We start from the raw sequence: 25,240 nt of genomic DNA on the forward strand, positions 1-25,240 counted from the left end.
ATGAACTTTAAAATTTTAGTTGCAGATGACGAATATTATGCAAGAAAAGTACTTGTTATGATGCTTGAGAAATCCGGATTACCAATTTTGGTAGAAGGAGATTTTGAAGATGGGGAAGAAGTAATAGAATATCTTCAGGAAAATGAAGCAGATATTATCATTACGGATATTCGGATGCCCAATTTAGATGGTCTGGAACTGGCAAAATATGTACAGGAACATTTGCCAAAATGTGCAGTAGTGGTAGAAACGGGATATGAAGATTTTCAATATGCCAAAAAGGCATTGCGATATCATGTAAAGGACTATTTGACAAAACCAATTAATGAATCAGAATTACTTGAATGTATTAAGGATATTCTTATTGAAAAAGCGAAGTTCGATAATCTGGAGAATATTAATAAATTAAAAGGTGTTGTTGAGAACCTGGATTTTGCACAGCTGATACATAATAAAAAGCTATTTGACGACATGATGCCTGCTGATCTTTGGAATGCTCATTCCTGGTTTTATATGGTGAAGGGAGAAGTTTCAAATTCAGGTTATCAAAAAATTGAAAACTATTTACAGGGCAAAAAAAATGCCTCTAATATACAAAGCTGGTATTTTAAAAATAAAGGAGAATGTATATTACTCTTTTTTTGCAAAGAGAAAATGGATTTCAAAGCATGTATTGGTGAGGCTGATTTTCTGCAGCTAAGAAATAGCATAGGTCATAATTCCTGGTTTGGAATCAGTGGCATTCATAAAGAAAGAGCTGAAATTGAAAAAGCATACCGAGAATGTATTTACGCAATTAATAACCGTATTTTAATAAATGACAATCTGTTTTTCTGGAAGAAAGAACTGGAAATCACGAATCTGCTGGAAAAAGAAACATTGGAAATATTCAGCAGGTTCATAGAATTTGGACGCATTCATGAGGCAGAAAAAATCATAGACAAATTATTTGCCAGATGTATAAAAGAACATGCAAACATTTACAGCCTTTATAATGCGGTCATACAGCTTTTTTCTGTCCTCCGGAACAACTATTATAATAGATGTCAGGTTCCGGCTGGAGAAGGGGGATATTTCCTGTTTGACTTTAAGATTGATCTGTATCAATTTCATACAGCGGATGAGTTAAAAGAATATTTATATATGATTTTGAAAGAAGTTGGGGAGAAAAATGAGGAAGATGAAAACAAACTTCTGATAGAAAACATTTTAGGTTATCTTGAAAATCATTATGCTGACGATATCACATTAAATGAGCTTGCAGAACATAAATATTTTGTAAGCGTGGGACACCTGAGCAGAACATTCAAAAATAAAACAGGACAAACATTTTCCAAGTATCTGACGGAACTGCGCCTGAAAAAGGCAAAGGAATTTTTAATAAATACAGACTTTGACATTACGGATATAGCCACTTTTACAGGATATAATGATGCTTCTTATTTCACTCAGATTTTCCGAAAATCCTGTGGTATGACACCTTCAGAATATCGTTCCATGTAAAATGCAGCCTCCAGCACCTGAAAACATAACAGATGCAGGAGGCTGCCACTAAAAAAATTCTTAAAAATTACTTTCTTTTCTGTTTGCCTGCTCTCTGCAGGCATTTCCTATATTAGTCAGACAGAGTACTGTAGCAATCAGGAAAAGCCCTGGGATCAGGATGATCCACCAGGAGCCTGTCATCAATGCTTTATCTGACAGAGATAGCATACTGCCCCATGTGATAACTTCTATGGGAAGACCGATTCCCATAAAACTCAAGGTAGCCTCTGAGATCATTGCAGTTCTTACGTTCATAACAACCATAAACATGATTGATGAGAAAAAGTTGGGTACCAGGTGTTTCCACAAAACACGAAAGAACCCTGCTCCCATACATTTTGCAGCGATAATATATTCACTATTTCGTATCTGTCGTACTTCAGTACGTACCACTTTTGCAATACTGGTCCAGCTGGTCACGCCAATTACAAATGACAGGCTGAGAACATTCGCATTTCCCATGATAGCTTGCAGTAAAATGATCAGAAGCAGAGTTGGAATACTTAGGAATATCTCTGTAAATCTCATAATCAGTTCATCAAGCCATGCCGGTGCCACTCCACTGAATGCCCCAACCACAACTGCAATAAAAGTAGAAATTACAGTAGCTAAACCACCGATCAGAATTGAGATTCTTCCCCCATACCAGATCATAGAAAAAATATCTCTTCCCATGGTATCTGTACCAAAAAGGAATTCCTTGTCAGGCGCCTTGTTATAATTTTGCAGATCCATATAGGTGGGATCCTTTGTCATGATCAGTTCTGCACCCAGACAGCCAAGTATGATAAGCACCAGGATTGCTATCGAAACCACTGGTTTGTTCTTATACCACTTTTTCTTTGCTTTCGGAATTATTGTTTCTGTCTTTTTGTTTCCTGCAAATTCAAATAAATTATTTGTCATCCTTCCACTACCTCCGATTTCTCGGTTATTACTTCATCCTTCATACGAGGATCAATCTGTTCATTGATAGTCTGACTGACAATATTACAGAAAATAACCAGGATTCCTGACATCATACACAGCAACATCAGCAGATTATAATCATGATATCTGGCACTCTCATAAGACAGAGCTCCGATTCCAAGATAGGAAAATACGCTTTCTACTACATAGGTTCCCCCCAGTACATGAGGGACTGCAATTGCCATAATGCTCAGATAAGCAGGCATTACGTTTCGGACACAATGTGTGAACATAAGCTTTTTCTTATTCAATCCTTTTGCTTTTGCCAGAAGAACGTAATCTGCACGAACCTCTTCAAGGATCTTATTTCGGATCATGTAAGCGTAATACCACAAATGCTCCAGAACCACGATGGTCAGCGGCATGATCAGATGCAGAATCCGGTCTCCAACATTTCCTGCATTTCCGGTACTGTAAGCGCCACTACTTGGCAAAACCTTAAGATTTACGGAAAAGATAAGGATCAGCACCAGAGCCATCCAGAACTCAGGAATACAACTTGATATGGTTCCCAGCTTGCACAGGATCCGGTCTGCCATCCGGTTTTCGTACCAGGCGCACAGGATTCCAAGAAGCAAAGCTCCTGCAAACATAATGATAAATCCGATTCCTCCAAGCAAAAGTGTATTGCCAATGCGGTTGCCAATTACTTCTAATACATCCTGTTTATATTTAAAGGAAATGCCAAACTCTCCATGAAAAGCATTTTTTACCCATTTCACGTATTGCACAGAAATGGGTTCATTCAAACCCAGTTTTCCCATTGCCCATTCACGTTCTTCCGAGCTCATCTTCTCTGTACGGTCTCCATAATAAGAGATCAGCGGATCTCCCGGTGCAAGACGTGCTACATAAAATACTGCAACAGAAAGTATAAATACAGAAATCAGGAATATCAGGCTTTTTTTACCATAGTAGACTAACTTTTTTTGTCTCATTATATACTGCACCCCTTTCTGTCAGCCTGGGTCATTGCAAAATGTCCTGGTGACACTTCTGTCCATACACTGTTTTCCATTCCCTCCCCATGATAATACTGGAGGACTCTTTTTCTTTCCCTGATCGGATCCGGAACAGGAATTGCAGATAACAATGTTTTCGTATAAGGGTGCACCGGATTGGAATACAATTCTTCTGCTGGAGCCAGTTCTACCAGTTTTCCATGATACATGACTCCCACCCGGTCACAAAGATATTCAACCATCGCCAGATCATGTGCAATAAAAAAAAATGTAAATCCATGATCCTCCTGCAGATGGCGGAACAGGTTCACGATCTGTGCCTGTATGGACACATCAAGAGAAGCAATCGGTTCATCTGCCACCAGAAATTCCGGTTCCATACACAAGGATCTGGCTATCGCCACTCGTTGTCTCTGGCCGCCTGACAATTCAGATGGATAACGATCCAGAAAGCTATTCTCCAGTCCTACATATTCCATCTGAAATGCAGCCTCTTTCACAAAGCTTCCTCTGGGCGGTGTGATATGCTGAATTCTCATAGGCTCAGTAATAATATCAGACACTTTCATTTTCTGATTCAGACTGGATGCTGAATCCTGAAAGATCATCTGGCGTCTGGTCTGCAGCATTTTCTTATGCTTTTTAAATTCCTTTTTATCACAGATATTTACATCTTTGTACCAGATTTCTCCCTTCGTGGGCTGATATATATTCATCAAACATCTGGCTACTGTAGATTTCCCGGAACCAGACTCTCCTACCAGACCAAAGATTTCACCTTTATGGATTTGAAATGAAACATCGTCCACAGCCTTTACTTTGATTTTTCTTGTCAGGTGAAACTGCTGGGTCAGGTGCTTCACATCTAATAAAACTTTCTTACTCACTGAACTGCCCTCCCATAGGTGATTTGATCTGTGGTGCCCGTGGGTCCAACAGCCAGGTTGCCGCATAATGCGTATCTGTTATCTTAAACATAGGCGGCATTTCTTCATAATCAATATTCAGGGCATACTCGTTTCGACATGCAAAAGCATCACCTTTAGGCGGATGGATCAATGTAGGCGGCATACCGGGAATTGTGTACAAACTTTCTTTTCCATTTGCAAATGCAGGAAGTGACTTCATCAATCCCCATGTGTATGGGTGTCTGGGATCGTAATACACTTCCTCTGCTGTACCGATCTCTACGATTTTACCTGCGTACATTACTGCTACCCGGTCTGCTACCCTGGCAACAACTCCCAAATCATGAGAAACCAGTATCGTCGCTGTTCCAAGCTTTTTCTGTATTTCACGCAGAAGATCCAGGATTTGTGCCTGTATGGTCACATCCAATGCTGTGGTCGGTTCATCTGCAAATAAAATATCCGGATCTGCTGCCAGTGCAATCGCCATAACACATCTCTGGCGCATTCCGCCAGAAAACTGCCAGGGATACTGATGGTAGCGTTCCTTTGGATGAGAAATACCTACCAGCTCCATAAGTCTCAGAACCTTCTGATCTACCTGCGCTTTTGTATATTTTCTATTGTGGATCACCACTGCTTCTGCGATCTGTTTTCCAATTTTGATCGTTGGATTTAAGGATGTCATAGGATCCTGAAAAATCATGGAAAAAACCTTTCCACGAAGCTTCTGCATCTCCTTCTCCCGATAACAAGTGATATCCTGTCCATTCACATGGATACTTCCCTCTTTGATCTTTGCACTTGGTGGCAAAAGCTTCATGATACTTTTGCAAAGCACACTCTTTCCACATCCGGATTCGCCAACTATAGCCAGCACTTCTCCCTTTTTTAACGAAAAAGACACGTCCCTCACTGCCTGTACTTCTCCTAAGGAACCTTCTATGCTGACTGAAAGATTTTTAACCTCTAATAAATGTTCCATTTTTAATCCTTTTTCCGCTAGTGTAAAAAGGGGGCACTCCTGGCGCCCCCATCACAACCCTTATTTCGTTTTATTATTCAATCGTCCAGTCTGCAACATTCCAGAAAATACCAACTCCATGATGTCCCATAACTGTATCAGGATCAATTCCCTTAATATTGCTGTCAGCAACATAGTTAGCGTCGATATAGCAGATCATTGCATAAGCCGGATCCTCTGCAAGAGCTTTCTGGAAATTAGCATATGCCTCGGCACGAACCTGCGGATCTGCGGTCTGTCTTGCTTCGGTCAGATATTTGTCAACTTCCTCGTTGGAATAGCTGGAGTAGTTTGCTCCCTTATCTGTTCCGAATACTTTGTAGGTATGGTCGTCAGCATCAAATGGGCTTCCCCATCCGATCAGGAATGCCATCTGTCCAGCCCAGTCTATCTGTGCAGGAATCTCAACGGATACATCCATGCCAATTTCTTTCAGTTCCTGTGCTGCGATCTGTGCCATATCAATACGTACCTGATCACCGGAACTTACGCTGATAACAAATCCCACTTTTTCCCCATCACGATAATAGAATCCGTCATCACCCATCTCACATCCAGCAGCTTCAAGGATTTCTTTTGCTTTTTCCGGATTGTAATCATAGTGCTCAACATCTTCATAGTTGTAAATATTTCTCTGAAGCGGTCCATAAGCCGGCATTCCCTGTCCAAGGAGCACTGCATCAATGATTGCCTGACGATCAATTCCGTAACATACTGCCGGGATCAGATCACGGTTTTTCTGCCAGTATTCGTTGCCAAAGTTAAACATGATTCCACGATAGTCAGCAGTCTTCATATCATAGCATGTATATGCATCATCATCAGCAAAAGAAGCTGCATCCTTCGGCGTGAGAAGAGCCAGGTCCAATTCTCCTGATTTTAACTGAAGTGCTTTCGCATTGTCATCGGGTACGATCTTGAATACAACTTTATCAATGGATGGCTCGCCTTTGAAATAATCTTCATTCTTAACCAGAGTAATAGCCTGTCCTTCATCCCAAGATTCGATTTTGTATGGGCCTGTTCCTACCGGGTTACGGAAGAAATCAGATGTCTGCATATCTTCTCCCTCAAGCAGATGCTTAGGAAGAACTGCCATTGTCATATAATCAAGGAATGCAACATTTTTGTCTTTAAGCTTAAATGAAACAGTATGATCATCGATCACATTAATCTCTTCTACATCCTCGTAGTTAGGTGCATTCTCAGAACCGTTTTCCGGATCCATAATAGCTTCGATTGTAAACTTAACATCATCTGCAGTAACAGGTTCACCATCCTGCCATTTGGCATCCTCTACCATATGAAATGTGTAGGTATTGTTTGCATCATCGAACTCCCAGCTCTTAGCCAGTCCTGGAACTACCTGATTCTCTCCGTCATGTGCAGTTAATCCGCTGAAGATCAGAATATTGATCTCGCCATGCTCATCCATAGCCGGGTTGATCCTGGTATAATCTCCGCTTCCATATACCAGAGTTGTTTCTTCTTCTGCAAATGCAGGAATTGTTGTGCCTGCACTGGCCATAAATACAGTCAGAAGCATTCCTACCATTGTTAAAAGTCCCTTTTTCATTCTTTGATCCCTCGCTTTTTTAATTTTGGTAACTTTCTCAATGATACCAAAATCAGCGATTCTTCATAAGCCCTGTGGGGGGATATTCGGCCATTCTTATTTGCAACAGATGTATTCAATATTTGCATACGTTATTCAAGCATTCAAGAATGCCTCGGCGTTTATGCTGTAAGATATTTTTTGATAAGCTCTAATCCATCTATTGGGACACAAAATTTCTGATTCTTCTTTTTGCATTCTGACAGAGTATTTTCCAGGTCAAACCACTGCACTTCCTCAACCTCTTCTTTTTGAAGTTTTAAGCTTTCTATTTCCACAGGCCTCCTGTAAGCATATACAAATGCAATCTCGTTATCCCAAAAAAGCTTTCCATAAAACACCTTTTTATACCGGATAGGAAATGTTCCTGCAAATTCCAGATCCCTGGCTTGTGCTTTAATCCCCAGTTCTTCAAAAAGTTCCCTTAGTGCAGATTCTAATGGTTCGTCTCCTGCCTGCACATGCCCTGCCGAAGAGGTATCAAACCTGCCGGGAAAAGAATCTTTCTCTATGGAACGCTTTTGCAGCAAAACCTGAATCCTGCCTTCCATTTCCCTTATGATCCAGATATGGGCAGTTCTGTGTCTTATCCCCTGAGCATGTGCAATACTCCGCTCTACAGTCTGCCCGATTGGCTCTCCTGCCTCATTAATAATATCAAAAAATTCCATGGCTTCTTTCGTCCTTTATCTCAGATTTTCTAACCAACAATACCCTTTCGGGAATCAATTATATGCCTTTCCACATTTTCGTGCAAATCTTAATACACACTTTTTTTTCATTTTTCCCACATAAGGAACATATTTTTTCCATATTTTAAACACAGTCTTCATATATATTATTTTACATAAACAACAAGACAACAAACATTCATACAGAAAGGACAATATAAAAATGAAGAAAAAATACTTAGCAGTTTTGATGGGAATCATGGTAACATCTACAGCCGTTCCAGCAACCACGTTTGCAGAAGACGTCTCTACCACTACAGAAGCAGATACAGCACAGGAGCAGAAAGTCACAAATGAAGCACCAGATGGTCAGGCTCCTGAAAAACCGGAAGGTGAAGCTCCGGACGGACAGGCTCCTAAAAAACCGGAAGGTGAGGCTCCGGACGGACAGGCTCCCGAAAAACCGGAAGGTGAGGCTCCCAATGGACAGGCTCCTGAAAAACCGGAAGGTGAGACTCCGGACGGACAAGGCGGTCCTGATGGTGGTCAGTCTGAAGGCGTGGATAGCTACACCGCTGTCAATGAATATACAGAAGATACCTCTATTGAAAATACAACCCTTGAATCCACAGGAACCGATGAAAATGCAGCTTTGATCTCTTCCGGTGCCAATGTGACTTTTGACAACGTAACCATATCCCGGGAGTCCCAGGAAAGTACCGGCGGCAATGATGCTAGCTTTTATGGGGTAGGTGCAGCCGTTCTGGCAACAGACGGAACAGCTTATGTAAAAGGTGGAAGTATTACAACGAACGCAAATGGTGGAGCTGGTCTGTTCGCATATGGTAATGGTACGATCTATGCGGCAGATACAGACATTAAAACAGAGCAGGGCACCTCCGGCGGTGTACATACCGCTGGCGGAGGCACCCTTTATGGTTGGGATCTGAATGTTGAAACCAATGGTGAATCTTCCGCAGCCATCCGAAGCGACAGAGGCGGCGGCACAATGGTTCTGGATGGAGGAAGCTATACTTCCAACGGGATCGGCTCTCCTGCCATCTACAGTACAGCAGATATTGCAGTAAATAATGCGACTCTCACAGCCAACGGATCGGAAGCTGTATGTATCGAAGGTCTTAACTCAATCCACTTGTATGACTGCGATCTTACCGGAAATATGAGTGATCAGGATCAAAATGACAACACCTGGACTGTCATTTTATATCAAAGCATGTCTGGTGACGCAGAAGTAGGTAACAGCACCTTCCAGATGGATGGTGGTTCCCTTACTTCCCAAAACGGTGGTGTATTCTACACCACCAACACGGAAAGCACCATCACTTTAAATGATGTAGATATTAATTATAATGATGACAATGAGTTTTTCCTGCAGTGTACAGGCAATACCAATCAGCGTGGCTGGGGACAGGCAGGTGCCAATGGCGCAGACTGTACCTTTACCGCAATCAGTCAGGACATGCAGGGAGATGTGATATGGGATTCTATCAGTGACCTTGATTTCTATATTACAGACAGCAGTAATCTGACAGGCGCAATCCTTGATGATGAAACATATGCCGGTGACGGTGGTTCCGGTTATTGCAACGTAACTGTCAGCAAAGACTCAACCTGGACGGTTACCGGAGACAGTACCGTTACTTTCCTCTCCAATGAAGGAACCATCGTAGATGACCAGGGCAAAGCTGTGACTATCCAGGGAACTGACGGCACTGTTTATGTAGAAGGTGACAGCCAATACACCATCACAACCGATTCTTACAGTGATTCTGCAGATCAATCCGGTGCAACAGCTCTTCAAAGCTGGAGCGGATATCAGACAGAAAAACCTTCTACTCTTTCTTAAGGTCTGTGATCAGCAGATAAAGAATCCCCAGGATCACAATGGTACTAGCCATGATTGCCAACATCCATCCTGTTCCTACAACTTTCCCAAGAAAGATAGGATTGCAGTCCACGGAATCCCGGATCCCCGCAATTGCCTGTGTGGGGATCCCTTCCTTTTCCATTTCCTCAAAAACACCTCTCAGCATATGATTCTTCAACAAAGAAGTCCCATATGTACTTGGAATAAAGGAAAGAACCTTCTGCAATCCGCTTCCAAAATTAGAAATAGGCATATATGCACCACATATAAATCCATATCCTGCACTTACAATGGTTCCCACAGCTGACATCTGTCCCTGGGTTTTCAAAGGGTAGCAGACAATGCTGGATAAAATACTTCCAAACAGGACCAGAAGGATCTCGTCCAAAATCAGCCATAAAACATCTGCCACGCTTAAATACCATCCCATGATGCCAATATAGCCAAGGCACAATGCCAAAGCCAGCAGATTTACCATTAAGGAATTCAGCACAGTTGAAAAAAAGTAGCCCAGGTAGATCAATGGTCTTTTTACAGGAGATACATTAAAATCCTTTCTTGCACCACTGGCCCGGTCCTGTATCATAGTCAGGTTTACACAAAAGGTTACTGTTACACAACTGACTGCCAGAAGTCCGGCTGCAAGCTGTGAAGCTACTGTGCCATCCACTAATTTATCAGAAATCTTAAAGAAATCAGGAAGGGCCGACAGGAAAGAATCTCTGTATATATTAGCAAGAAAAGTCCCATATAATACGATCAGAATAATCGGAGTGATCAAGGATGAGATCAGCATGCCCTTGTCTCTGAAAAACAGCTTCCTGTTTCGTTTTATTAATGCCAACGTGGTTTTCATGGATTCTCACCTCCTAATACCTTTCCGGTTACAGCAAGAAATACATCATCCATGCCGCCCTTTACTACTTCATAATCCAGAAACAGTTCCTGATGCTCTACAATCAGCTTTGTTGCTTCACCGGTGTTCTGTACCTGGATCTGATAACCATCCCGGATTGCCTTATAAGGTTTGCCAAGCTGCCGGATCTGTTCTTCTCCTGCTCCATATATAGAAACATAGTCCTGTACATATTGATTTTTCAGCTGATAAGGTGTACCCTCTGCCACAATTTTCCCCTTATCCAGAATCACTACATAACCTGCAGATGCCGCTTCTTCCATATAGTGTGTTGTAAGAAAAACGGTCATATTCTCTGATACCCGAAGCTTTTCGATAATACTCCATATCAGCTTTCTGGTCTGAGGATCCAGTCCTGTGGTAGGCTCATCCAGAATCAATATCTCAGGTTTGTGAAGTAGTGCCCTGGCAATGTCAATTCTTCTTCGCTGACCGCCGGACAGTTTGCCCACCTGCCGGTTCATAAACTCTTTAAAGTCCAGGATAATGGACAGTTCTTCCAGTCTCTTATCAAATTCCTTACCTGTAATACCGTACAGTGCGGCTCTGCTCTCCAGGTTTTCCCTGACAGTCAGCGGCTTATCCAACACACTGTCCTGAAAAACAACACCTATCATTCTTTTAATGTCTCCCGGCTTCTGATCTACTTCGTTGCCGCCGATCTTTACCTCTCCACTGTCCTTTTTCAGCTGCCCGCAGATAATCGAGATCGTGGTACTCTTGCCTGCTCCATTTACGCCAAGAAAAGCAAATAGCTCCCCTTTTCTTACCTGAAAGCTGAGATCATTTACAGCATGTACACTGCCGAAGGACTTATTCAGATGCTGTATTTCTATTACAGGATCCAACTGTTTTTCCATTTTTCATATCTTCCTTTCCACAAACATTCTTTCTTACGGAAATGATCAAATCTCCTTTTCCACTATACCATAACCAGCATATATAATTCTACCATTCCTCTCAGATTCCCAGTGAATCCAGTGAATATTTGTTTTCCCGTGAACGATATGTTGTGGATTGGGCTATTCTGAAAATACCTCCATCATAAGCCTGATCCCAACCTTCAATCCTTCCTCAAATGAATCTTTCTCCCATGCACAGCATACACTCCCATGACGAATCATGATCTCCTCCCAAAGTGGTATCCTCTCCCCCATATCGTCCTCCACCACTCGGTCCATGCCTTCGATTCCTTGCAGCCATTGTTCCAGTTCCTTTTCTTTTGCCTGCCCTGCTTTCCTGGCAGCTGTATTTTCCTTCCACAGGTTATTTTCCGTGTAATGTTCATAGATCAGATCAAGCAGTTTTTCCACAGGAGGATAGTAATGTGGCTTTGTTTCTGATATATAGTTCTCCAGTATATCTTTTAACGTACTTATAATGCTACCGTCCTTTCCAGTCAGGATTTTGTGTCTTAATTATAGTGCATATTCCTGCATATTTTTATACATAATCCTTACCACCAGACGCACAGAACTCCATGCCAAGCTTTTACTGTTTTCTCTACGATCAATCCACAGTTCTTTTGTATATTGCCCATTCCGACCCTTTCGTATTTCATAGGTAAAGGGTAAACCGGAATAGGTTCTGAAGCGCACACCTGTCGCTCTGCTCCTACACTGATTTTCTCTTTATCTGCTCTATTCTCTCCCAAGATTATTCATGCAGCTCCAACGGCAAACCATCTGGGTCATGGAAGAAAGTCATCTTCTTGCCGGTATAATTATCCACACGGATCGGCTCACACGCTTCGGAGGATTTTCCTCAGCGAATATTTCCAGCTCTGTGTATTCATTGACACGCAGATCCAGCTTCCAGTCCTTACGCTACATTTCTTTCAAAATATCTATCCGCAATGCTCCTTGTTTTGAATTCTCAAATTCTACCATACCCATCAGTAATCCTGCTTTATCAGTTTCAAACTAAAATCCTTTATAATCATCTGCCCGATCCTTCAATTTTCTGATGTTTCTATTTATTATCCTCATCTGCTCCGTTGATCTTTGCGGATTTCTGGTTGAAGTTATTGAGTCCAATGAAATGTATCCTTTGTTCTCAACTTCCAAAAGGATATTTATAGGTCCTTTGCTGTATAATTCAAAAATATCCTCTTCACTTGTAACTTTGAAAGCCTGTGATCCGGGTACCATTCTAGGAATCTCCAAAAAACCAATATGCTCCATCCAGTTATTTCTCTGTATGATCTTAAGATAAATCAGTTTAAAATAATTCTCTGCTTTTTCAGGATGTGAAATCATGTCCACAAAATAAGTACAATCATCATTTATGATACAAAGCAACTGTTTATTGCTTCGATTGTTTTTATTATTCACATTAAGATTTTCACTTAAGTGCAAATGATATAAATGCCAGGTATATCGTAAAAAATCCACTTTGCCAGGAGCACTTGTTTGATTGGATAAAAAGGCATTCATATCCATTCCTTTTTCAAAAGCATTCTTGTACTTCTTTAAGACTTCTATTTCCTTCTCCGAAAGTTCTCCTCTGTCAATTTTGGCTTGCAGTTCGTTAGAGTATTCCACTCTTCTTTTCAGCACAGGTATCCTTTTATAAAGATAAGAAAAAAAATCAATTATGGTTTTTTCCGGGGCATTTTCGTCTGCTCGATATGTAATTCCAACCCGATTATAATACTTCATTATTTCAGACTGAATGTCTTCATGTATCTTTCTCGCTAACCCAGTTTTAGCATCCATACACAATACCTCCGCTTTTAATTAAAGGTATTTCTACTTCTGAATCCAGATATCTGTATTTATCATCAGAACACACAGCCAATCATATCACCTCTCAGCCGATCCCTTCACCTACTGTGTTATAGAAAATGTCTGATGGCCGGAACGTACTCATGGTAGGTCATGCCGTACCAGGTGTCGTTGGTTTTGGAGAGCTTTGTGGTATCGCCGCCGATCTCAACGGTGATGCCCTGGATTCTGGATGCCATGTAGATGACCACCTCCTTTTTGGCATAAGAAAAGCCCTACTTTCTTTGACATAAGTAGGGCAAATTTAAGCTATAAAATTCTTAACTTGAAATTTCTACTATGTTTTCGTCTGAGAAATTTCAAGTTTATGCGTTTTTCTGAAATTGTTAAAGCATAACAGGCCACAAATTTTCATTTTCGATATTTTTCAACTGCGTAACCAATCGAAAATGAACATGAAAATACCCCGTCAGATTACTCCAACGGGGTTACTGCCAATTATTGAATTTTACTCCACAAGAGTTGTGTACTTTCTATTATATCCTCATAGCTGATATCAGCAGCATACGGATATTTCTTCTGGTAGGACTTCCAAAGTGTATGTAACTGTGCGTCATCACTGACGGCAGCCATAATTTTGGGTGCTTCCTCTTTCAGATTTTCGGTGCTTCTTTTCTTACAGGTTGCCTCAAATGCCTTTTTCAGCACATCAGCATCGATAGCCTGCTCGTAAATAGAAAGCAGAGCCTTGATGTCATAGAAATCTCTCATTCGGGTATTCAAAAGACCTCTTGCAAGGACCGTCTGAAGTTTTTCTGCCAGAATTGTTTCCAAATTATACGACCAAAGGCTGATGGAACGGTCACCCAAGAGCAATTTATAGTTGTACTCGATTGCTCTTGGCGTGATAACATCTCCTGTAGATATATCAATCTTCATCGGTGTAACGAGTTTTCCCATCACAGCATTCATGGTAAATCGAATACCCGGATACTCCATCTCATCCATGATATTAGAAACTTCCTTAACCTCAAAGGTCACTCCATCCCCAAGATTGATATCCTTGACTTCATCCACAATCCGTTTTGCATCTTCTGCCGACAGATTCTGATTTTTAATGCTCGTATCGATATCCATCGTGGACCGCAATGCTACGCCAACCATCGCTGTCACCAGCAATCCGCCTTTAATGATAAAATTATCTTTGTACTGTGAACTGGCAACTCTCTCAAGGAAACGCTCCATCATATAGATTCGCATGAGCGTTCTGGCATCTGCCTTGTTTTCCTTTGCCACATTCTTAATTCTTCCCTTAACCTGTTCTGGTGTCAGCTGCATTTTACAATAATACCCCCATATATCTGCGGATCACATTATCAACCCGAAACAGCTTTGCATATTCCATGAGTCGATTCAGGTCCTTGTCTCTTCTGGAAACATATGTCTTCAGAACGGAATTGAAATCCTGTGCTTCAATACTGCTCCGGCTTCTCATCAGATCACAAATCGTTCGTTCCAAGTCATACATTGGAATCATATTACCATCGTTGTCTTTCACAATGATCTTTCCGACGTCCAGTAATTCCCGTTTTACTGTATATACTTTACAACTTCCATCCGCTATAAGCCGATGTGCATTGTAACCGCTGTATATGGTAAGTGTGTGAACAAACGGTTCTCTGTCTGTCAGACCATGATAATAAAAGGCCTCATCATGTGAAAAAACAGCATTCGGGCATCTCTTATGGAGCACATATAACTCATCGACCCAATCCGATCCCGTAGAATACACACCACGGCTGACCGGCTCCAATCCGTTTTCTCGAACATATTTGTAAAACTTAAATTTTGAAATTCCAGATTTTCCCGCGATTCTCGGCGTAAGGTAATCATGATTTTGAACTAATCTTGTCATCTCATTCATAGAATCACCATCCTTCCGTGCTTATATTGTAATCGAAATAAGCACGGTAGTCAAGTAAGATCAACCGATCGTGCTTATTTCATATTTAATATATGCACGCTTGTCAAGTTTAATTCTGTCAAAATTTGTCAAAATCAGCTTGCGAGGCCAGTTCTTTATACGGATAGTCGTCATTCTGCCGCTCCGTGAACATATCATTGACCAACCCGATGGTCAGCAGGTCGAGGTCGGAATTATCCTCATCATTTTCTCCCACGCTCTTTTCCAGCTGGCGCAGGTCTTTGTAGATGTCACGGCCAAACTTGATGCGGTACAGGCGAGGCACAGCGGCACTTGCCTTAAAGGTGACTTCCTTGCCATCGATTTCGATTTTCTTTGTAACTGCCATAATCGTAATCCTCCAAAATTTTCATGTAAAATTGGCAGAGCCGAAGCCCTGCCGTATATCGTGTTTCTTACTCTGCCGGGTCAATGCTCACCAGTGCATTACTGCCACTCACAGTGGGCAGCTTGCCATCCCACTTCTGGATCTTCTGGTACTCGATCAGCGTATCGGACAGACTTTCTGCCAGTTTGCGTTTTGCCTCTGCCTGTGCGTCTGCGGCAATGGAAGTCTTCTGGGCTTCCGCCTGCGGCTCGTAGACCGCATCATACCACTTGTTATAGACATCATCGATCTGCCATCTCATCGATGCTGACGGTTCTGCTCATCCGGCTGCCTGGATCTGCTCGGTCTCTGTCCGCACGTAATTTTCCAATACTGCCTGAAAATCCGCATGAAAAACAGTCTGCAGCACCTCCGCCACGGAATATGGCTGGCAAATATCCGTCCTCTCTACCGGTTTTCCATATGTCACGGGTACTGCAACTGCTCTGGCCCCCTGCCCTACATCAGTGTCCAATATCTCATAGTGCAATCCTATCATCCCTCAGAACATTCGTTTTGTCTCAATTATACACAGCCCGGATACCAATTTCAATAGCGAAGCACAATATCTTTTATCTATTTTCCATTTAGTTTCTCTTGAACGCACAATAATGTTGTGCTATAATAAGGCCGTCAGATACTGAGCACAGAACAGTCTGACCAAGGAGGAAACACTATGGCTAAACTATCAAAGAAAGCCTCAGTAACTGTAAAACGGTCGTCTGATTCCAGCTCTGTTGTCTATCTTCCGCAGGCGGAAAAGAATGAACAAGCCGAATTTGCTTTCGGTGCTGTTATCCGTAAATACAGAAATAAAAATGAAATGAGCCAGCCAAAGCTGGCGGAGCTTCTGGGAGTGTCGCGTAATACTATCACAAACTGGGAAAATGACCGCGCCCGCCCGGAAGTGGAAACCATCCGGATTCTTTGCAGTATGCTCGGAATTCCTCTTTATGAGCTATTTGCTCTGCCAAACGCTTCCCAGCTGTCTTCCCATGAAAAAGTTGTGTTCAGACAATACCGAAAACTGAGTCCTGTTGGACAGCGCATCGTAGACCGGATGATTGAATCCGTTATGGGTGAAGAGCAGGATGCCCATGACAGATACCTGGACGAGAATTATTTCCTATCCGAGTTGCAGTCTACTCCTGCTGCCGCTGGTCCCGGCTGCGCTTTCATCGACACACCACCAGAGTATATGTTTATAAAGAAAAACGGATACAACGAATCTGCTGATGTATTGATTCGTGTATCCGGTGCAAGTATGGAGCCACAGTATCACAACGGAGATCTGGTATATGTAAAGTATACCCAGTCTGTTGAAGATGGTGATATTGTTATCTGCTCTACTGCAGATGGTGCCGTCATCAAGCAGATGCTTAACCATAAACTCTACTCTTTAAATAAAGCACTCCCTTATGGTGAGAAGTCTGAAGATGATCATGTTACCATTGTCGGCAAAGTTCTCGGAAAGGTAAGTCCGTTGGAGCTTCCTGCTGATGATGACATCCATCTGCTTGAAGAGGTAAAATCCCAGGAAGTCCGGGAGTTCAAGAAGAAATATGGATTGCTGTGAGGTGATTGCTTATGAGTTTTACAGAATCAGAAATCAAAGATTACAACGATTACGCAGATACCACAATTGCAGGAATCTATCCTCTGATAAAGAAGGCTGTCTCTTCTCATGCAGCCACCTATATGAAGAAAGACATGCTAAAGTTCAAAGAACAGGGGCCAGATGAAAGGATGGGCTTGGAAGAAAACAAGGCTTTTTTCCGTGACATCGCACATGTTCATTGTGATGCCGCAATTACCGCCCAGATCCGATACAGCAACAAGTCATACTGCGCCACGCTGACCAAGGAATCTATCTTGGAAAAATGCCGGATTTGCAATCTTGATGCTCAAAGTGTAAAGCAGATTCTGAAAGCAGCCGGTTTCGATGCTGGAGGTGACCAACATGAATAAAGAAAAAGTCTATGTAAAAGTCGATTCCACATTCGACCCTACCGGCTATATGCAGCCGACATCGATCACCTGGTCGGATGGACGTACCTTCCCAATCGAAACAGTGCGCGACTTCCGTCCCGCCGGGACTGCCGATAACGGTTACTCCGGTGACTGTTTTACTGTGCTCATCCAGGGGCAAGAGAAGCATCTGTTCTTTGAGCACCTTGATCCACGCTTCAATGGACGGTTAGGCCGGTGGTTCGTGGAACGAGCAGCGCAATAAATAGGAGGAGCATCATGACTTTGATAGAAAAACTCAGCAATCTCGGTGGTATCGTTGACCGGGATGAAATGGCAAAAGCATGTTCAGAAATTCCAGATGAAGATCTTCGTCTGGCTCTGATGACGCTTGCACTAACCTATAATCAAAACATCAAAACAAATGAAGAAATCTTCCAAAAGCAAATCCGCGAGATTGAACGTCTTTAGAAAGAGATAGATGAACTGAAAAAAGAAAAATAACGCGCAGTCAGAAAGGAGGAAATTGCAGATGCAACGCACATATCTTGCGATAGACCTTAAAAGCTATTACGCGAGTGCGGAATGCGCCGCTCGCCATCTCGACCCACTTACCACAAATCTGGTCGTGGCAGATTCCTCCCGCACTGAGAAAACCATCTGCCTCGCTGTATCCCCTTCCCTGAAAGCCTATGGCATTCCGGGTCGTGCCAGACTGTTCGAGGTCGTACAGAAGGTCAAAGAGGTCAATGCGAATCGATTAAGGGAAGCGGTACGATTAAGAAAAGCTGTGTATAAGGACGGTAAGCCATCCTTCTCCTCGGCCTCCTATGATTCCTTATCCCTTGCAGCCGACCCAGCGCTCGAACTCTCTTACCTCGTTGCGCCACCCCGGATGGCATATTATGAAAAGGTGTCGCGGCAGATTTATGGCATCTATCTGAAATACATTGCCCCAGAGGACATTGTGGTTTACAGTATCGACGAGGTGTTTATCGATGCCACCTCGTACCTATCCCAATATAATATGACAGCACACGACCTTGCCATGACGATGATCCGGGAAGTGCTTTATACGACTGGCATCACCGCCACTGCCGGGATCGGTACGAATCTGTATCTGGCGAAACTGGCAATGGACATCACTGCCAAACACGCTGCTCCTGACAAGGACGGAGTCCGCATCGCTGAGCTGGATGAAGAGAGTTTCCGTTATCTCCGCTGGGATCACAAGCCACTCACAGACTTCTGGATGACCGGTCCCGGCACAGTCAAGCGGCTAGAAAAGCACGGCATCCATACGATGGGCGAGCTGGCCTATTTCAGCACCGTCAATCAGGATATCTTATATAAGGAATTCGGTGTTGATGCTGAACTCCTTATCGACCATGCTTGGGGTCTGGAACCCTGCGGCATGAAAGAAATCAAGGCGTACAAGCCCAGCACCAACAGTATCTCCGAGGGACAGGTTCTCTCCTGCCCTTACCCATATAACAAAGCCAGAATCATTGTCATGGAGATGGCTGACAGCTTAGTATTACAGTTGACGGACAAAGGTCTGGTAACGGACAGCCTGACGCTGGGGCTATGACCGTGAAAACTGTGACAGCGGCAAGTACAGAGGTCCGGTACACATTGACCACTACGGTCGCACCGTTCCGAAGGGCGCACATGGCAGCACGAAGCTGGATAATCCGACCAACCTCGGAAGCATCCTGATCTCTGCCACAACTGAGCTGTTTGATAGAATTGCCGATAAAACACTGACCGTAAGACGGATCACAATAGCCGCCAACCGTGTGGTCAAAGATGAGGGATTCTTCCAAGTTGATCTGTTCACGGACACAACTAAGCTGGAAAAAGAGAAAAAGCTGCAGAATGCAATGCTGGGACTCAAGAAAAAGTTCGGCAAGAACGCCGTTCTGAAAGGAACCAACTATCTGGACGGCGCAACGATGAGAGAAAGGAATCAACAGATAGGCGGCCATAAGGCTAAGTAAGGAGGGAGAACATGGACTACAAGAACACACCGGAAGGCAAAGCCGTCCAAAGTAAGTATGGCAAAATACTCCATGCTTCCCGCCCGGAGCCGCCGCATAATCATCCCCGGATGCCGATGTCAAATCGCGCTAAAATCTTCTCTCCTTTTGCCGCCTTACGAGGCTATGAGGATGAGATTACTTCCGAGGGCAGAGACCACCTCAAAGGAAATAGAATCGAGTTGTCTGAAGAAGGTAAGGAAGTTCTAAATCAAAAGATCAGCCAGCTTCAGAAAGGTCAAGAGATCACAATAAAATATTTCACGGACGGCTACTATGAAGATATAGCCGGAGTACTGGATGTTGTGGATACGATAACAAAAGAACTGCGAATTTACACAGGCTTTATAAACGATACCGGCAAAGAGCTGCCGACCATTATTGCATTCGAGGATATCTTAGAGATTGGGGTGAATATGACTTGAATTACTATTTTTGCGACGCCTGCCGCTACTGCTTCTCTGCGGAGCAGCTCCCAGATCGTTGCCCTGATTGCGGTGCCGTGGCATATAACGATCGCTTAGCAGTACGGCTGGCAACAGATACCGAAATAGCAGAATTGCTTAGAATACGGAAAGAAGATAAGGAGGACACAAAATGAAAGCACATAAATATTGGTCACTCGGCGCACTTGCCTGTATGGCAGGATGCTTCTACACAGGCTGCAAGAAGCTGATGCAAGCTCACAAGTATTTCGCTTGTGGCTCTCTGATCTGCATGGGCATGGCAATCTACTCTGGTCATAAAATCGCACCGAAGAAGAAAGCTGAAAAGCCTGAAAAATAAGGACACACGCCCTCGCCGTAACAAGCGAGGGCTTTTTTGAACTCCAGAAGTTCATTTTATTTCCGTTACAAACTATACACTTCCATCATAAGCCGTATCCCGACTTTCAGACCTTCCTCAAAAGCGGTCTTCTCCCATGTGCACCACACCGTCCCCTGCCGGTCCATGATCTTCTCCCAGAGTGGAATCTTATCTCCGACATAATCATCGACCAGCCTATCCATACCTTCCAAGCCACGCAGCCACTCTTCCAGTTCCTTTTCCTTGGCCTTCGCAGCTTTCCCGGCAACTGTGTTCTTCTCTACTGGATTATTCTCTGTGTAATGCTCGTAGATCAGATCCAGCAGATTCTCCACTGGCGGATAATACTCTGGTTTCGTTTTCTTAATGTAGTCTTCTAGCAGCTCCTTCAATTTTTCTATAATGCTACCATCCTTCCCAACTGAGATTCATTTCCTCAGTTACGGCACATATTACCGTAGACTTCTACACATAGCAACCTATTTTTTGCGGTCTTTCGGATGGCCCATCTTCTCCTTTATCTCGTCTGGCACGTCAATCAATCCGAACCGATAGAACATCCCATAGATGTAAGTCACTCCCCGGATATCCCCCAGAGCTTTCGGGCGGTCTACTACTTCTCCCACCTTTTTCATATTCCGTAGTGCCAGCAGCACTGAACTCCATACCAGACTTTTACTGTTCTCTCGGCGGTCTATCCACAGTTCTTTTGTGTATTCGCCGCTTCTTCCTTTTCGTATTTCATAGGTAAAGGGTAAGCCGGAATAGGTTTTAAAGCACACACCAGAATAAAGCAAGACCGTCTCCCACAGGTGTTCCTCTGTTGGCTCTGATCTCAGTTTTCTTACTGCTCTATATCTCCGCCGCCGTTCTGCTCCAACACTAATCTTTTCTTTATCTGCTGTACTTGGGAAGTACACACCTTTCTGATATGGTAGGTACGAGGTAACGGAGGCTTTGGAGAGTTGAAGAGTATTTGCGGTTGAGAGGATGGCTTCTTTATAGTTCTGTGTTTTCCGATACTCCTCAAAGGTATCCTGTACCTTCTCCGCCACATCCGATTCATACACACCAGCCGTGATGAGCAGCTTTCTTACTTTGATTGGATTCATAGTTAGCGCATCTGCAATGGATCGGAGGGGGCAGTCCTCCTCATAAAGCGCCACAGCACTTTCCATCTGTTCTTTCAGATTCTTCTCGGCATCGTACTCCGGCTTCATCTTCTTTCGACCGCCGCCTGGCTTCCGAGATTTATACGCTCTTTTCTCTCCCATAGCTCACAGCACCAGCTCATACAATTTGAACGTCATCTTCCCGACTACATCATAATAGAGCGTTTTTGTCTGAACATATTGAAAGCCCAGTTTCTGATACAGCTTTTCGGCAGTTGTGTTGTTCTCGATTACATCAAGCCTCAATGCTTTCCTGCCAGCTTTTCTCTCCAGTTCAATCACATTCTCCACTAATCTCCGCGCGAGTCCTTTTCCTCTCTGGCCCGGATTCACTGCCAGAACATGAAGAACAATTATCTCATCCGAATTAATCTGCCACGGAGCATCTGCATAGCCATCGACCTTTTCATCATTTGCTATCACGCATGCCGCAATTTCATCACCATCTGCCAGCACATACAGTTCTCCCTTATCAATACTGGCCTGTATCATTTCATCCGATGGATGGATTCCTTTCTTCCATTGTGGAAATGACGGGTCATCCTTCTCCTGATCAATCAAGTTCCAGTACAGGGATCTTATTTTGTCGAAATCTTCTTTTTCAGCCTTACGGAATATCATTTTGTTCACCTCTTTTTACTCGTGCAGTTCCAGCGGCAGGCCGTCTGGGTCATGGAAGAAGGTCATCTTCTTGCCGGTATAATCGTCAACACGAATCGGCTCACATTTAATTCCCACCTCTGCCAGTTCTTTCACTGTCTGCTCCACACTCTCCACGCAGAAGGCAAGGTGACGCAGCCCACATGCTTCCGGACGGTTCACACGCTTCGGCGGGTTTTCCTCAGCAAAAATCTCCAGCTCTGTGTATTCATTGACACGCAGATCCAGCTTCCAGTCTTTACGCTCTGGGCGGTAGTTTTCTCTGATGACAGAGAATCCCAGCTTGTTCACATAGAAATCCTTTGCGGCTTCGTAGTCAGACACGATGATTGCAATATGATGTATTTTTGATAAATTCATTTTTTCTCACGCTCCATTACTTTTATTTCCGTTGCAAACTATACAAAAGCCTTCAAAAATTACCGTGTGAACTCCTGGAGTTCAGTTTGTCCACACGGCGTATCATCAAAACTTGATCACTTTCGGCTCATGGGTGAAAGAACTAATGGTAGCCACACCATTCTTGAAGTAAAACACCTCAGTGTTTCCATCATCTGCGGCATACATCTTCTTCAAACTCGGATAGGCATCCAGCATAGATTCTCTCGCTTCCACACGGTCATCCTCTACCAGTTCGCCGGCAATGCGAATCCACTCGCCGCCCTTAAATGCACACAGTTCTGCTTTCGGATTGGCATGCAGCTGCTTGGAAACATCCTTCTTCTTGCCAGTCTGGATGTACAGCTTGCCTTCAAAAATATGTGCCGTGCCAAACGGACGCACTCTCGGCTGGTCGCCTTCGACCGTTGCCAAGTAATATGTTTCAGCTTCTTTTAAGAACTTTACGATTTCTTCCATTTAATTCTTTCCTTTCCCACATAGTCGTGTGTGTTTTATAGTTTTATGGTTTTATTTCAGCTTTTCCAGAATCTCATCCGCGCTCATGCCGCTTGCCAGCAACTTCTTCAGCACAGCCTCTGCTTCGGTCTTCTTAGCTTCTTCAGCAGCCTTAGCATCTGCCTTTGCTTTCTTCGCTTCCAAGGATGCCACTTCTTTTTCGGCCTTCTTCAGAGCAGTCTTCTTTTCTTTCAGGTCAGCCTTCAAAGTATCAATGTTAGCGGTAATGGATGCGATCTCGGCTGTGAGTGCTTCCTTTGCGGACTGCTTTTCTGCAATCTGTGTTGCAAAATCTGCAGTCACAGTTTTGGGCTTATTCTTACTACCTTTAGTTCTGGGCATAGGACACAAACCTCTTTCCAAAATTATAATCATTTAAATTAAGTATTGTGTAGGTATGAGAACAACATAAAAGTCTCTTTTTTTAGTATATCACAAAACTATACTCTTTTACAGACGCTTTCTTGCCTTCATCGTCGCATAGTACACCAAACCACCTACTACTCCGCCGACTGTGTTATAGAAGATGTCTGATAGCTGGAACGTTCCCAATCTAAGTAATAATTGTAGCATCTCAATGCTTACCGAGAAGATAAACGCTATCTTTCCACTTTGCCACAGCATCTTCTTCCAGCCGTTTCCTATCTTTTCTTCGAATGTCCACATCACTACAGAACTAAACGGCACCATCATGATCACATTCTCGATGCACTCGGTGGTCAGCTTCTGTTCGCCGTTCACGGTTTCCCAGATGCCCCAGCCACCCATGACATCAGATAAAGGATTCAGCCACAGATTCCGATTCAGTAACGTTCTGAACAAGATCATGGAAGTCACAAAAGCCAACAAGAACAATTTCCGAAATAACACGCTCTCTTTGAATTTCTGATACCAAGTCACTATGGCGTTCTTCCAGCCTTTGCCGGCATCTTGAGGCTCATACGCATACAGGTAGAAAAACATTGCCAGAAAGGACAGCAAGAGTGAAAATCCAAATGGCTCATACAGAGCAGTCAGGATGTTTGTGAGGATTTTGGCCAATACTTTTATTATTTCCATTACAAATCACTGAACAAGTCAGCCTTGTACACACCGTTCTCCAGCATCTTCTTAAAGCTATCCTTTACTGCTGCGACATCCTCATGGTAAGTCATGCCATACCAGGTATCGTTGGTTTTCAGAACCTTTACAGACATCTTTCCCTGCTCCAGCAATTCACCGATGAAGATAGGGATCAAATACTCTGCTTTCAGAGGATTGCCCGGGACTTCTTTCTCAAAGAACTCTTTGAAGCCCTCTTCCAGTACATCCAGAAAATCAGGTGTCAGTCCCCACATATTCATGGATACCAGAGAATTCACATCCACAGCCACTCCGTCTGCATCTGCTCCAGTCACAATCTTTACAATGTTCTTTGTCTCCACAACCTCAGTCAGATTATTCTGCTCATCCATCTTGCAGATGCCACGGGTTACACCGCCATTATCGGACAATGTGTTCTTCAGCACAAATCCCGCCATGCAAGACTTGCCACCATTCACCAAATACTCATGGACGGCTTTGAAGCCTTCTTTTCCATAGTAATCATCTGCATTGATCACGATGAACGGGGTATCAATCACGTTTTTCGCAGCAAGCACAGCTTGACCGGTTCCCCACGGCTTTGTACGGCCCTCCGGCAGATTTCCAGGGATATCGTTAATATCTTGGAAAGCATAATTCACCGTCACATCATGGGCAACGCAGATAGCTTTAATACGCTCACCGATAACCGCTTTGAACTCCTTCTCGATATCCTTGCGGATGATAAATACCACATGATTGAAGCCAGCCTCAATCGCATCATGGATGGAATAGTCCATGATGATATGTCCAGCATCATCGACTGGCTCTAACTGCTTGATTCCCGTTCCGAAGCGGCTACCGATACCAGCAGCCATGATAAGTAATGTTGTATTCATTGTTTTTTCTCCAAGTTTTTTCTATCAAATTGATTTTATCATAGTTTTTATTCTTCACATCTCTGCCAATCATAGATCGTTGCCTAGGCAACTCCGCTCTCTAATGTATCTTGCATAGCTTTTATCTTTAGTACATTTGTAATATATCAAGTTTAGTACCA

At 43.3% G+C, this 25,240-nt stretch carries 32 protein-coding genes and 2 pseudogenes; 9 read left to right on the top strand and 25 right to left on the bottom strand.

Features of this window, described 5'->3' with window-relative positions; all coding sequences use genetic code 11:
• On the top strand, positions 1–1,503 hold the full coding sequence (locus AB5916_RS08060) for a response regulator (RefSeq protein WP_368190184.1): 1,503 nt from the start codon (positions 1–3) through the stop codon (positions 1,501–1,503).
• Positions 1,504–1,563: 60 nt separating this feature from the next.
• Here AB5916_RS08060 and AB5916_RS08065 read toward each other — a convergent pair whose 3' ends face one another.
• The 6 genes from AB5916_RS08065 to AB5916_RS08090 all read right to left on the bottom strand — a co-directional run bounded on the left by AB5916_RS08065 (position 1,564) and on the right by AB5916_RS08090 (position 7,694).
• Entirely contained in the window at positions 1,564–2,451 is an 888-nt protein-coding gene (locus AB5916_RS08065; RefSeq protein WP_368190185.1) for an ABC transporter permease, read from the bottom strand.
• Positions 2,448–3,452, bottom strand: coding sequence for an ABC transporter permease (locus AB5916_RS08070; protein ID WP_368190187.1), 1,005 nt, complete (start codon positions 3,450–3,452; stop codon positions 2,448–2,450). The genes AB5916_RS08065 and AB5916_RS08070 overlap by 4 nt, the downstream gene beginning before the upstream one ends.
• Positions 3,452–4,363 carry an ATP-binding cassette domain-containing protein gene (locus tag AB5916_RS08075; protein ID WP_368190188.1) on the bottom strand — a complete coding sequence of 304 codons (912 nt, stop codon included), beginning with the start codon at positions 4,361–4,363 and terminating at the stop codon, positions 3,452–3,454. The genes AB5916_RS08070 and AB5916_RS08075 overlap by 1 nt, the downstream gene beginning before the upstream one ends.
• Complete coding sequence (locus AB5916_RS08080) at positions 4,356–5,369, bottom strand: ABC transporter ATP-binding protein (RefSeq protein ID WP_368190190.1); 1,014 nt, start codon at positions 5,367–5,369, stop codon at positions 4,356–4,358. The genes AB5916_RS08075 and AB5916_RS08080 overlap by 8 nt, the downstream gene beginning before the upstream one ends.
• A 73-nt stretch (positions 5,370–5,442) precedes the next feature.
• Positions 5,443–6,984, bottom strand: coding sequence for an ABC transporter substrate-binding protein (locus tag AB5916_RS08085; RefSeq protein WP_368190191.1), 1,542 nt, complete (start codon positions 6,982–6,984; stop codon positions 5,443–5,445).
• Between the two features lie 161 nt (positions 6,985–7,145).
• A complete protein-coding gene (locus tag AB5916_RS08090) occupies positions 7,146–7,694 on the bottom strand; it encodes an NUDIX domain-containing protein (RefSeq protein ID WP_368190192.1) in 549 nt (182 codons plus the stop codon).
• Positions 7,695–7,917: 223 nt separating this feature from the next.
• On the opposite strand from AB5916_RS08090, the gene AB5916_RS08095 reads away from it, so the two are divergent.
• Positions 7,918–9,561, top strand: a complete 1,644-nt coding sequence (locus tag AB5916_RS08095; protein ID WP_368190194.1) for a hypothetical protein — start codon at positions 7,918–7,920, stop codon at positions 9,559–9,561.
• Here the strand turns inward: AB5916_RS08095 and AB5916_RS08100 are convergent.
• The 11 genes and pseudogenes from AB5916_RS08100 to AB5916_RS08150 form a co-directional block, all read right to left on the bottom strand.
• On the bottom strand, positions 9,548–10,438 hold the full coding sequence (locus AB5916_RS08100) for an ABC transporter permease (RefSeq protein WP_368190195.1): 891 nt from the start codon (positions 10,436–10,438) through the stop codon (positions 9,548–9,550). The two genes, AB5916_RS08095 and AB5916_RS08100, sit on opposite strands and share 14 nt — an antisense overlap.
• A complete protein-coding gene (locus AB5916_RS08105; protein ID WP_368190196.1) occupies positions 10,435–11,358 on the bottom strand; it encodes an ABC transporter ATP-binding protein in 924 nt (307 codons plus the stop codon). The genes AB5916_RS08100 and AB5916_RS08105 overlap by 4 nt, the downstream gene beginning before the upstream one ends.
• Positions 11,359–11,520: 162 nt before the next feature.
• Positions 11,521–11,811 carry a hypothetical protein gene (locus AB5916_RS08110; RefSeq protein WP_368190197.1) on the bottom strand — a complete coding sequence of 97 codons (291 nt, stop codon included), beginning with the start codon at positions 11,809–11,811 and terminating at the stop codon, positions 11,521–11,523.
• 343 nt (positions 11,812–12,154) lie between these two features.
• A pseudogene (locus tag AB5916_RS08115) lies at positions 12,155–12,324 on the bottom strand (VOC family protein); the annotation flags it as partial.
• Between the two features lie 96 nt (positions 12,325–12,420).
• Complete coding sequence (locus AB5916_RS08120) at positions 12,421–13,215, bottom strand: hypothetical protein (RefSeq protein WP_368190199.1); 795 nt, start codon at positions 13,213–13,215, stop codon at positions 12,421–12,423.
• A gap of 119 nt (positions 13,216–13,334) precedes the next feature.
• Entirely contained in the window at positions 13,335–13,463 is a 129-nt protein-coding gene (locus tag AB5916_RS08125) for a hypothetical protein (protein ID WP_368190200.1), read from the bottom strand.
• A 259-nt stretch (positions 13,464–13,722) separates the two neighbouring features.
• A complete protein-coding gene (locus AB5916_RS08130; RefSeq protein WP_368190202.1) occupies positions 13,723–14,562 on the bottom strand; it encodes a nucleotidyl transferase AbiEii/AbiGii toxin family protein in 840 nt (279 codons plus the stop codon).
• 1 nt (position 14,563) lies between these two features.
• Complete coding sequence (locus AB5916_RS08135; RefSeq protein WP_368190204.1) at positions 14,564–15,148, bottom strand: abortive phage infection protein; 585 nt, start codon at positions 15,146–15,148, stop codon at positions 14,564–14,566.
• A 118-nt stretch (positions 15,149–15,266) separates the two neighbouring features.
• Positions 15,267–15,536, bottom strand: coding sequence for a hypothetical protein (locus AB5916_RS08140; RefSeq protein WP_368190286.1), 270 nt, complete (start codon positions 15,534–15,536; stop codon positions 15,267–15,269).
• A gap of 67 nt (positions 15,537–15,603) precedes the next feature.
• Positions 15,604–15,837 carry a hypothetical protein gene (locus tag AB5916_RS08145; RefSeq protein ID WP_368190205.1) on the bottom strand — a complete coding sequence of 78 codons (234 nt, stop codon included), beginning with the start codon at positions 15,835–15,837 and terminating at the stop codon, positions 15,604–15,606.
• Positions 15,838–15,855: 18 nt separating this feature from the next.
• Entirely contained in the window at positions 15,856–16,065 is a 210-nt protein-coding gene (locus AB5916_RS08150) for a hypothetical protein (RefSeq protein WP_368190207.1), read from the bottom strand.
• A gap of 186 nt (positions 16,066–16,251) precedes the next feature.
• On the opposite strand from AB5916_RS08150, the gene AB5916_RS08155 reads away from it, so the two are divergent.
• The 7 genes and pseudogenes from AB5916_RS08155 to AB5916_RS08185 all read left to right on the top strand — a co-directional run bounded on the left by AB5916_RS08155 (position 16,252) and on the right by AB5916_RS08185 (position 20,368).
• Positions 16,252–17,151 (top strand): S24 family peptidase, encoded by a 900-nt coding sequence (locus AB5916_RS08155; RefSeq protein ID WP_368190209.1) that lies wholly within the window; start codon positions 16,252–16,254, stop codon positions 17,149–17,151.
• 11 nt (positions 17,152–17,162) lie between these two features.
• The gene (locus AB5916_RS08160) at positions 17,163–17,543 is read left to right on the top strand and encodes a hypothetical protein (protein WP_368190210.1); all 381 of its coding nucleotides are present in this window, start codon (positions 17,163–17,165) and stop codon (positions 17,541–17,543) included.
• The gene (locus tag AB5916_RS08165) at positions 17,536–17,808 is read left to right on the top strand and encodes a hypothetical protein (RefSeq protein ID WP_368190211.1); all 273 of its coding nucleotides are present in this window, start codon (positions 17,536–17,538) and stop codon (positions 17,806–17,808) included. Before AB5916_RS08160 ends, AB5916_RS08165 begins: the two co-directional genes overlap by 8 nt.
• 14 nt (positions 17,809–17,822) lie before the next feature.
• Positions 17,823–18,014, top strand: a complete 192-nt coding sequence (locus AB5916_RS08170) for a hypothetical protein (RefSeq protein WP_368190213.1) — start codon at positions 17,823–17,825, stop codon at positions 18,012–18,014.
• Between the two features lie 61 nt (positions 18,015–18,075).
• Positions 18,076–19,543 (top strand): annotated as a pseudogene (locus tag AB5916_RS08175) (DNA methylase).
• A gap of 11 nt (positions 19,544–19,554) precedes the next feature.
• The gene (locus tag AB5916_RS08180; protein WP_368190214.1) at positions 19,555–20,007 is read left to right on the top strand and encodes a YolD-like family protein; all 453 of its coding nucleotides are present in this window, start codon (positions 19,555–19,557) and stop codon (positions 20,005–20,007) included.
• A 172-nt stretch (positions 20,008–20,179) separates the two neighbouring features.
• The gene (locus AB5916_RS08185) at positions 20,180–20,368 is read left to right on the top strand and encodes a DUF6219 family protein (RefSeq protein WP_368190216.1); all 189 of its coding nucleotides are present in this window, start codon (positions 20,180–20,182) and stop codon (positions 20,366–20,368) included.
• Positions 20,369–20,433: 65 nt separating this feature from the next.
• Here the strand turns inward: AB5916_RS08185 and AB5916_RS08190 are convergent, their stop codons facing one another.
• The 8 genes from AB5916_RS08190 to AB5916_RS08225 form a co-directional block, all read right to left on the bottom strand.
• Positions 20,434–20,781, bottom strand: a complete 348-nt coding sequence (locus AB5916_RS08190) for a hypothetical protein (protein ID WP_368190218.1) — start codon at positions 20,779–20,781, stop codon at positions 20,434–20,436.
• 87 nt (positions 20,782–20,868) lie between these two features.
• Positions 20,869–21,663, bottom strand: coding sequence for a hypothetical protein (locus tag AB5916_RS08195; RefSeq protein ID WP_368190220.1), 795 nt, complete (start codon positions 21,661–21,663; stop codon positions 20,869–20,871).
• Positions 21,664–21,666: 3 nt separating this feature from the next.
• A complete protein-coding gene (locus AB5916_RS08200; RefSeq protein ID WP_368190221.1) occupies positions 21,667–22,182 on the bottom strand; it encodes a GNAT family N-acetyltransferase in 516 nt (171 codons plus the stop codon).
• Positions 22,183–22,197: 15 nt separating this feature from the next.
• Positions 22,198–22,581, bottom strand: a complete 384-nt coding sequence (locus AB5916_RS08205) for a VOC family protein (protein WP_161283976.1) — start codon at positions 22,579–22,581, stop codon at positions 22,198–22,200.
• A 105-nt stretch (positions 22,582–22,686) separates the two neighbouring features.
• Positions 22,687–23,079, bottom strand: coding sequence for a pyridoxamine 5'-phosphate oxidase family protein (locus AB5916_RS08210; RefSeq protein ID WP_368190223.1), 393 nt, complete (start codon positions 23,077–23,079; stop codon positions 22,687–22,689).
• Between the two features lie 51 nt (positions 23,080–23,130).
• On the bottom strand, positions 23,131–23,460 hold the full coding sequence (locus AB5916_RS08215; protein WP_161283974.1) for a hypothetical protein: 330 nt from the start codon (positions 23,458–23,460) through the stop codon (positions 23,131–23,133).
• A gap of 108 nt (positions 23,461–23,568) precedes the next feature.
• Positions 23,569–24,177, bottom strand: a complete 609-nt coding sequence (locus tag AB5916_RS08220; RefSeq protein ID WP_368190224.1) for a VanZ family protein — start codon at positions 24,175–24,177, stop codon at positions 23,569–23,571.
• The gene (locus AB5916_RS08225) at positions 24,177–25,079 is read right to left on the bottom strand and encodes a sugar phosphate nucleotidyltransferase (RefSeq protein WP_368190225.1); all 903 of its coding nucleotides are present in this window, start codon (positions 25,077–25,079) and stop codon (positions 24,177–24,179) included. Before AB5916_RS08225 ends, AB5916_RS08220 begins: the two co-directional genes overlap by 1 nt.
• Positions 25,080–25,240 lie beyond the last annotated feature (161 nt).

Source organism: Blautia sp. 1033sp1_1033st1_G9_1033SCRN_220408 (assembly GCF_040929965.1).
Lineage (GTDB): Bacteria > Bacillota > Clostridia > Lachnospirales > Lachnospiraceae > Blautia_A > Blautia_A ammoniilytica.

What these genes read in the sequence shown, in the direction of transcription:
- AB5916_RS08170 (WP_368190213.1), top strand. Translation starts at nt 17,823, where the DNA reads ATGACTTTGATAGAAAAACTCAGCAATCTCGGTGGTATCGTTGACCGG.
- AB5916_RS08065 (WP_368190185.1), bottom strand. Translation starts at nt 2,451, where the DNA reads ATGACAAATAATTTATTTGAATTTGCAGGAAACAAAAAGACAGAAACA.
- AB5916_RS08140 (WP_368190286.1), bottom strand. Translation starts at nt 15,536, where the DNA reads ATGGCAGTTACAAAGAAAATCGAAATCGATGGCAAGGAAGTCACCTTT.
- AB5916_RS08120 (WP_368190199.1), bottom strand. Translation starts at nt 13,215, where the DNA reads ATGGATGCTAAAACTGGGTTAGCGAGAAAGATACATGAAGACATTCAG.
- AB5916_RS08165 (WP_368190211.1), top strand. Translation starts at nt 17,536, where the DNA reads ATGAATAAAGAAAAAGTCTATGTAAAAGTCGATTCCACATTCGACCCT.
- AB5916_RS08160 (WP_368190210.1), top strand. Translation starts at nt 17,163, where the DNA reads ATGAGTTTTACAGAATCAGAAATCAAAGATTACAACGATTACGCAGAT.
- AB5916_RS08145 (WP_368190205.1), bottom strand. Translation starts at nt 15,837, where the DNA reads ATGAGATGGCAGATCGATGATGTCTATAACAAGTGGTATGATGCGGTC.
- AB5916_RS08225 (WP_368190225.1), bottom strand. Translation starts at nt 25,079, where the DNA reads ATGAATACAACATTACTTATCATGGCTGCTGGTATCGGTAGCCGCTTC.
- AB5916_RS08080 (WP_368190190.1), bottom strand. Translation starts at nt 5,369, where the DNA reads ATGGAACATTTATTAGAGGTTAAAAATCTTTCAGTCAGCATAGAAGGT.
- AB5916_RS08105 (WP_368190196.1), bottom strand. Translation starts at nt 11,358, where the DNA reads ATGGAAAAACAGTTGGATCCTGTAATAGAAATACAGCATCTGAATAAG.
- AB5916_RS08210 (WP_368190223.1), bottom strand. Translation starts at nt 23,079, where the DNA reads ATGGAAGAAATCGTAAAGTTCTTAAAAGAAGCTGAAACATATTACTTG.
- AB5916_RS08085 (WP_368190191.1), bottom strand. Translation starts at nt 6,984, where the DNA reads ATGAAAAAGGGACTTTTAACAATGGTAGGAATGCTTCTGACTGTATTT.
- AB5916_RS08180 (WP_368190214.1), top strand. Translation starts at nt 19,555, where the DNA reads ATGGACTACAAGAACACACCGGAAGGCAAAGCCGTCCAAAGTAAGTAT.
- AB5916_RS08130 (WP_368190202.1), bottom strand. Translation starts at nt 14,562, where the DNA reads ATGCAGCTGACACCAGAACAGGTTAAGGGAAGAATTAAGAATGTGGCA.
- AB5916_RS08090 (WP_368190192.1), bottom strand. Translation starts at nt 7,694, where the DNA reads ATGGAATTTTTTGATATTATTAATGAGGCAGGAGAGCCAATCGGGCAG.
- AB5916_RS08135 (WP_368190204.1), bottom strand. Translation starts at nt 15,148, where the DNA reads ATGAATGAGATGACAAGATTAGTTCAAAATCATGATTACCTTACGCCG.
- AB5916_RS08200 (WP_368190221.1), bottom strand. Translation starts at nt 22,182, where the DNA reads ATGATATTCCGTAAGGCTGAAAAAGAAGATTTCGACAAAATAAGATCC.
- AB5916_RS08220 (WP_368190224.1), bottom strand. Translation starts at nt 24,177, where the DNA reads ATGGAAATAATAAAAGTATTGGCCAAAATCCTCACAAACATCCTGACT.
- AB5916_RS08125 (WP_368190200.1), bottom strand. Translation starts at nt 13,463, where the DNA reads ATGGCATCCAGAATCCAGGGCATCACCGTTGAGATCGGCGGCGATACC.
- AB5916_RS08100 (WP_368190195.1), bottom strand. Translation starts at nt 10,438, where the DNA reads ATGAAAACCACGTTGGCATTAATAAAACGAAACAGGAAGCTGTTTTTC.
- AB5916_RS08060 (WP_368190184.1), top strand. Translation starts at nt 1, where the DNA reads ATGAACTTTAAAATTTTAGTTGCAGATGACGAATATTATGCAAGAAAA.
- AB5916_RS08195 (WP_368190220.1), bottom strand. Translation starts at nt 21,663, where the DNA reads ATGGGAGAGAAAAGAGCGTATAAATCTCGGAAGCCAGGCGGCGGTCGA.
- AB5916_RS08185 (WP_368190216.1), top strand. Translation starts at nt 20,180, where the DNA reads ATGAAAGCACATAAATATTGGTCACTCGGCGCACTTGCCTGTATGGCA.
- AB5916_RS08155 (WP_368190209.1), top strand. Translation starts at nt 16,252, where the DNA reads ATGGCTAAACTATCAAAGAAAGCCTCAGTAACTGTAAAACGGTCGTCT.
- AB5916_RS08215 (WP_161283974.1), bottom strand. Translation starts at nt 23,460, where the DNA reads ATGCCCAGAACTAAAGGTAGTAAGAATAAGCCCAAAACTGTGACTGCA.
- AB5916_RS08205 (WP_161283976.1), bottom strand. Translation starts at nt 22,581, where the DNA reads ATGAATTTATCAAAAATACATCATATTGCAATCATCGTGTCTGACTAC.
- AB5916_RS08095 (WP_368190194.1), top strand. Translation starts at nt 7,918, where the DNA reads ATGAAGAAAAAATACTTAGCAGTTTTGATGGGAATCATGGTAACATCT.
- AB5916_RS08070 (WP_368190187.1), bottom strand. Translation starts at nt 3,452, where the DNA reads ATGAGACAAAAAAAGTTAGTCTACTATGGTAAAAAAAGCCTGATATTC.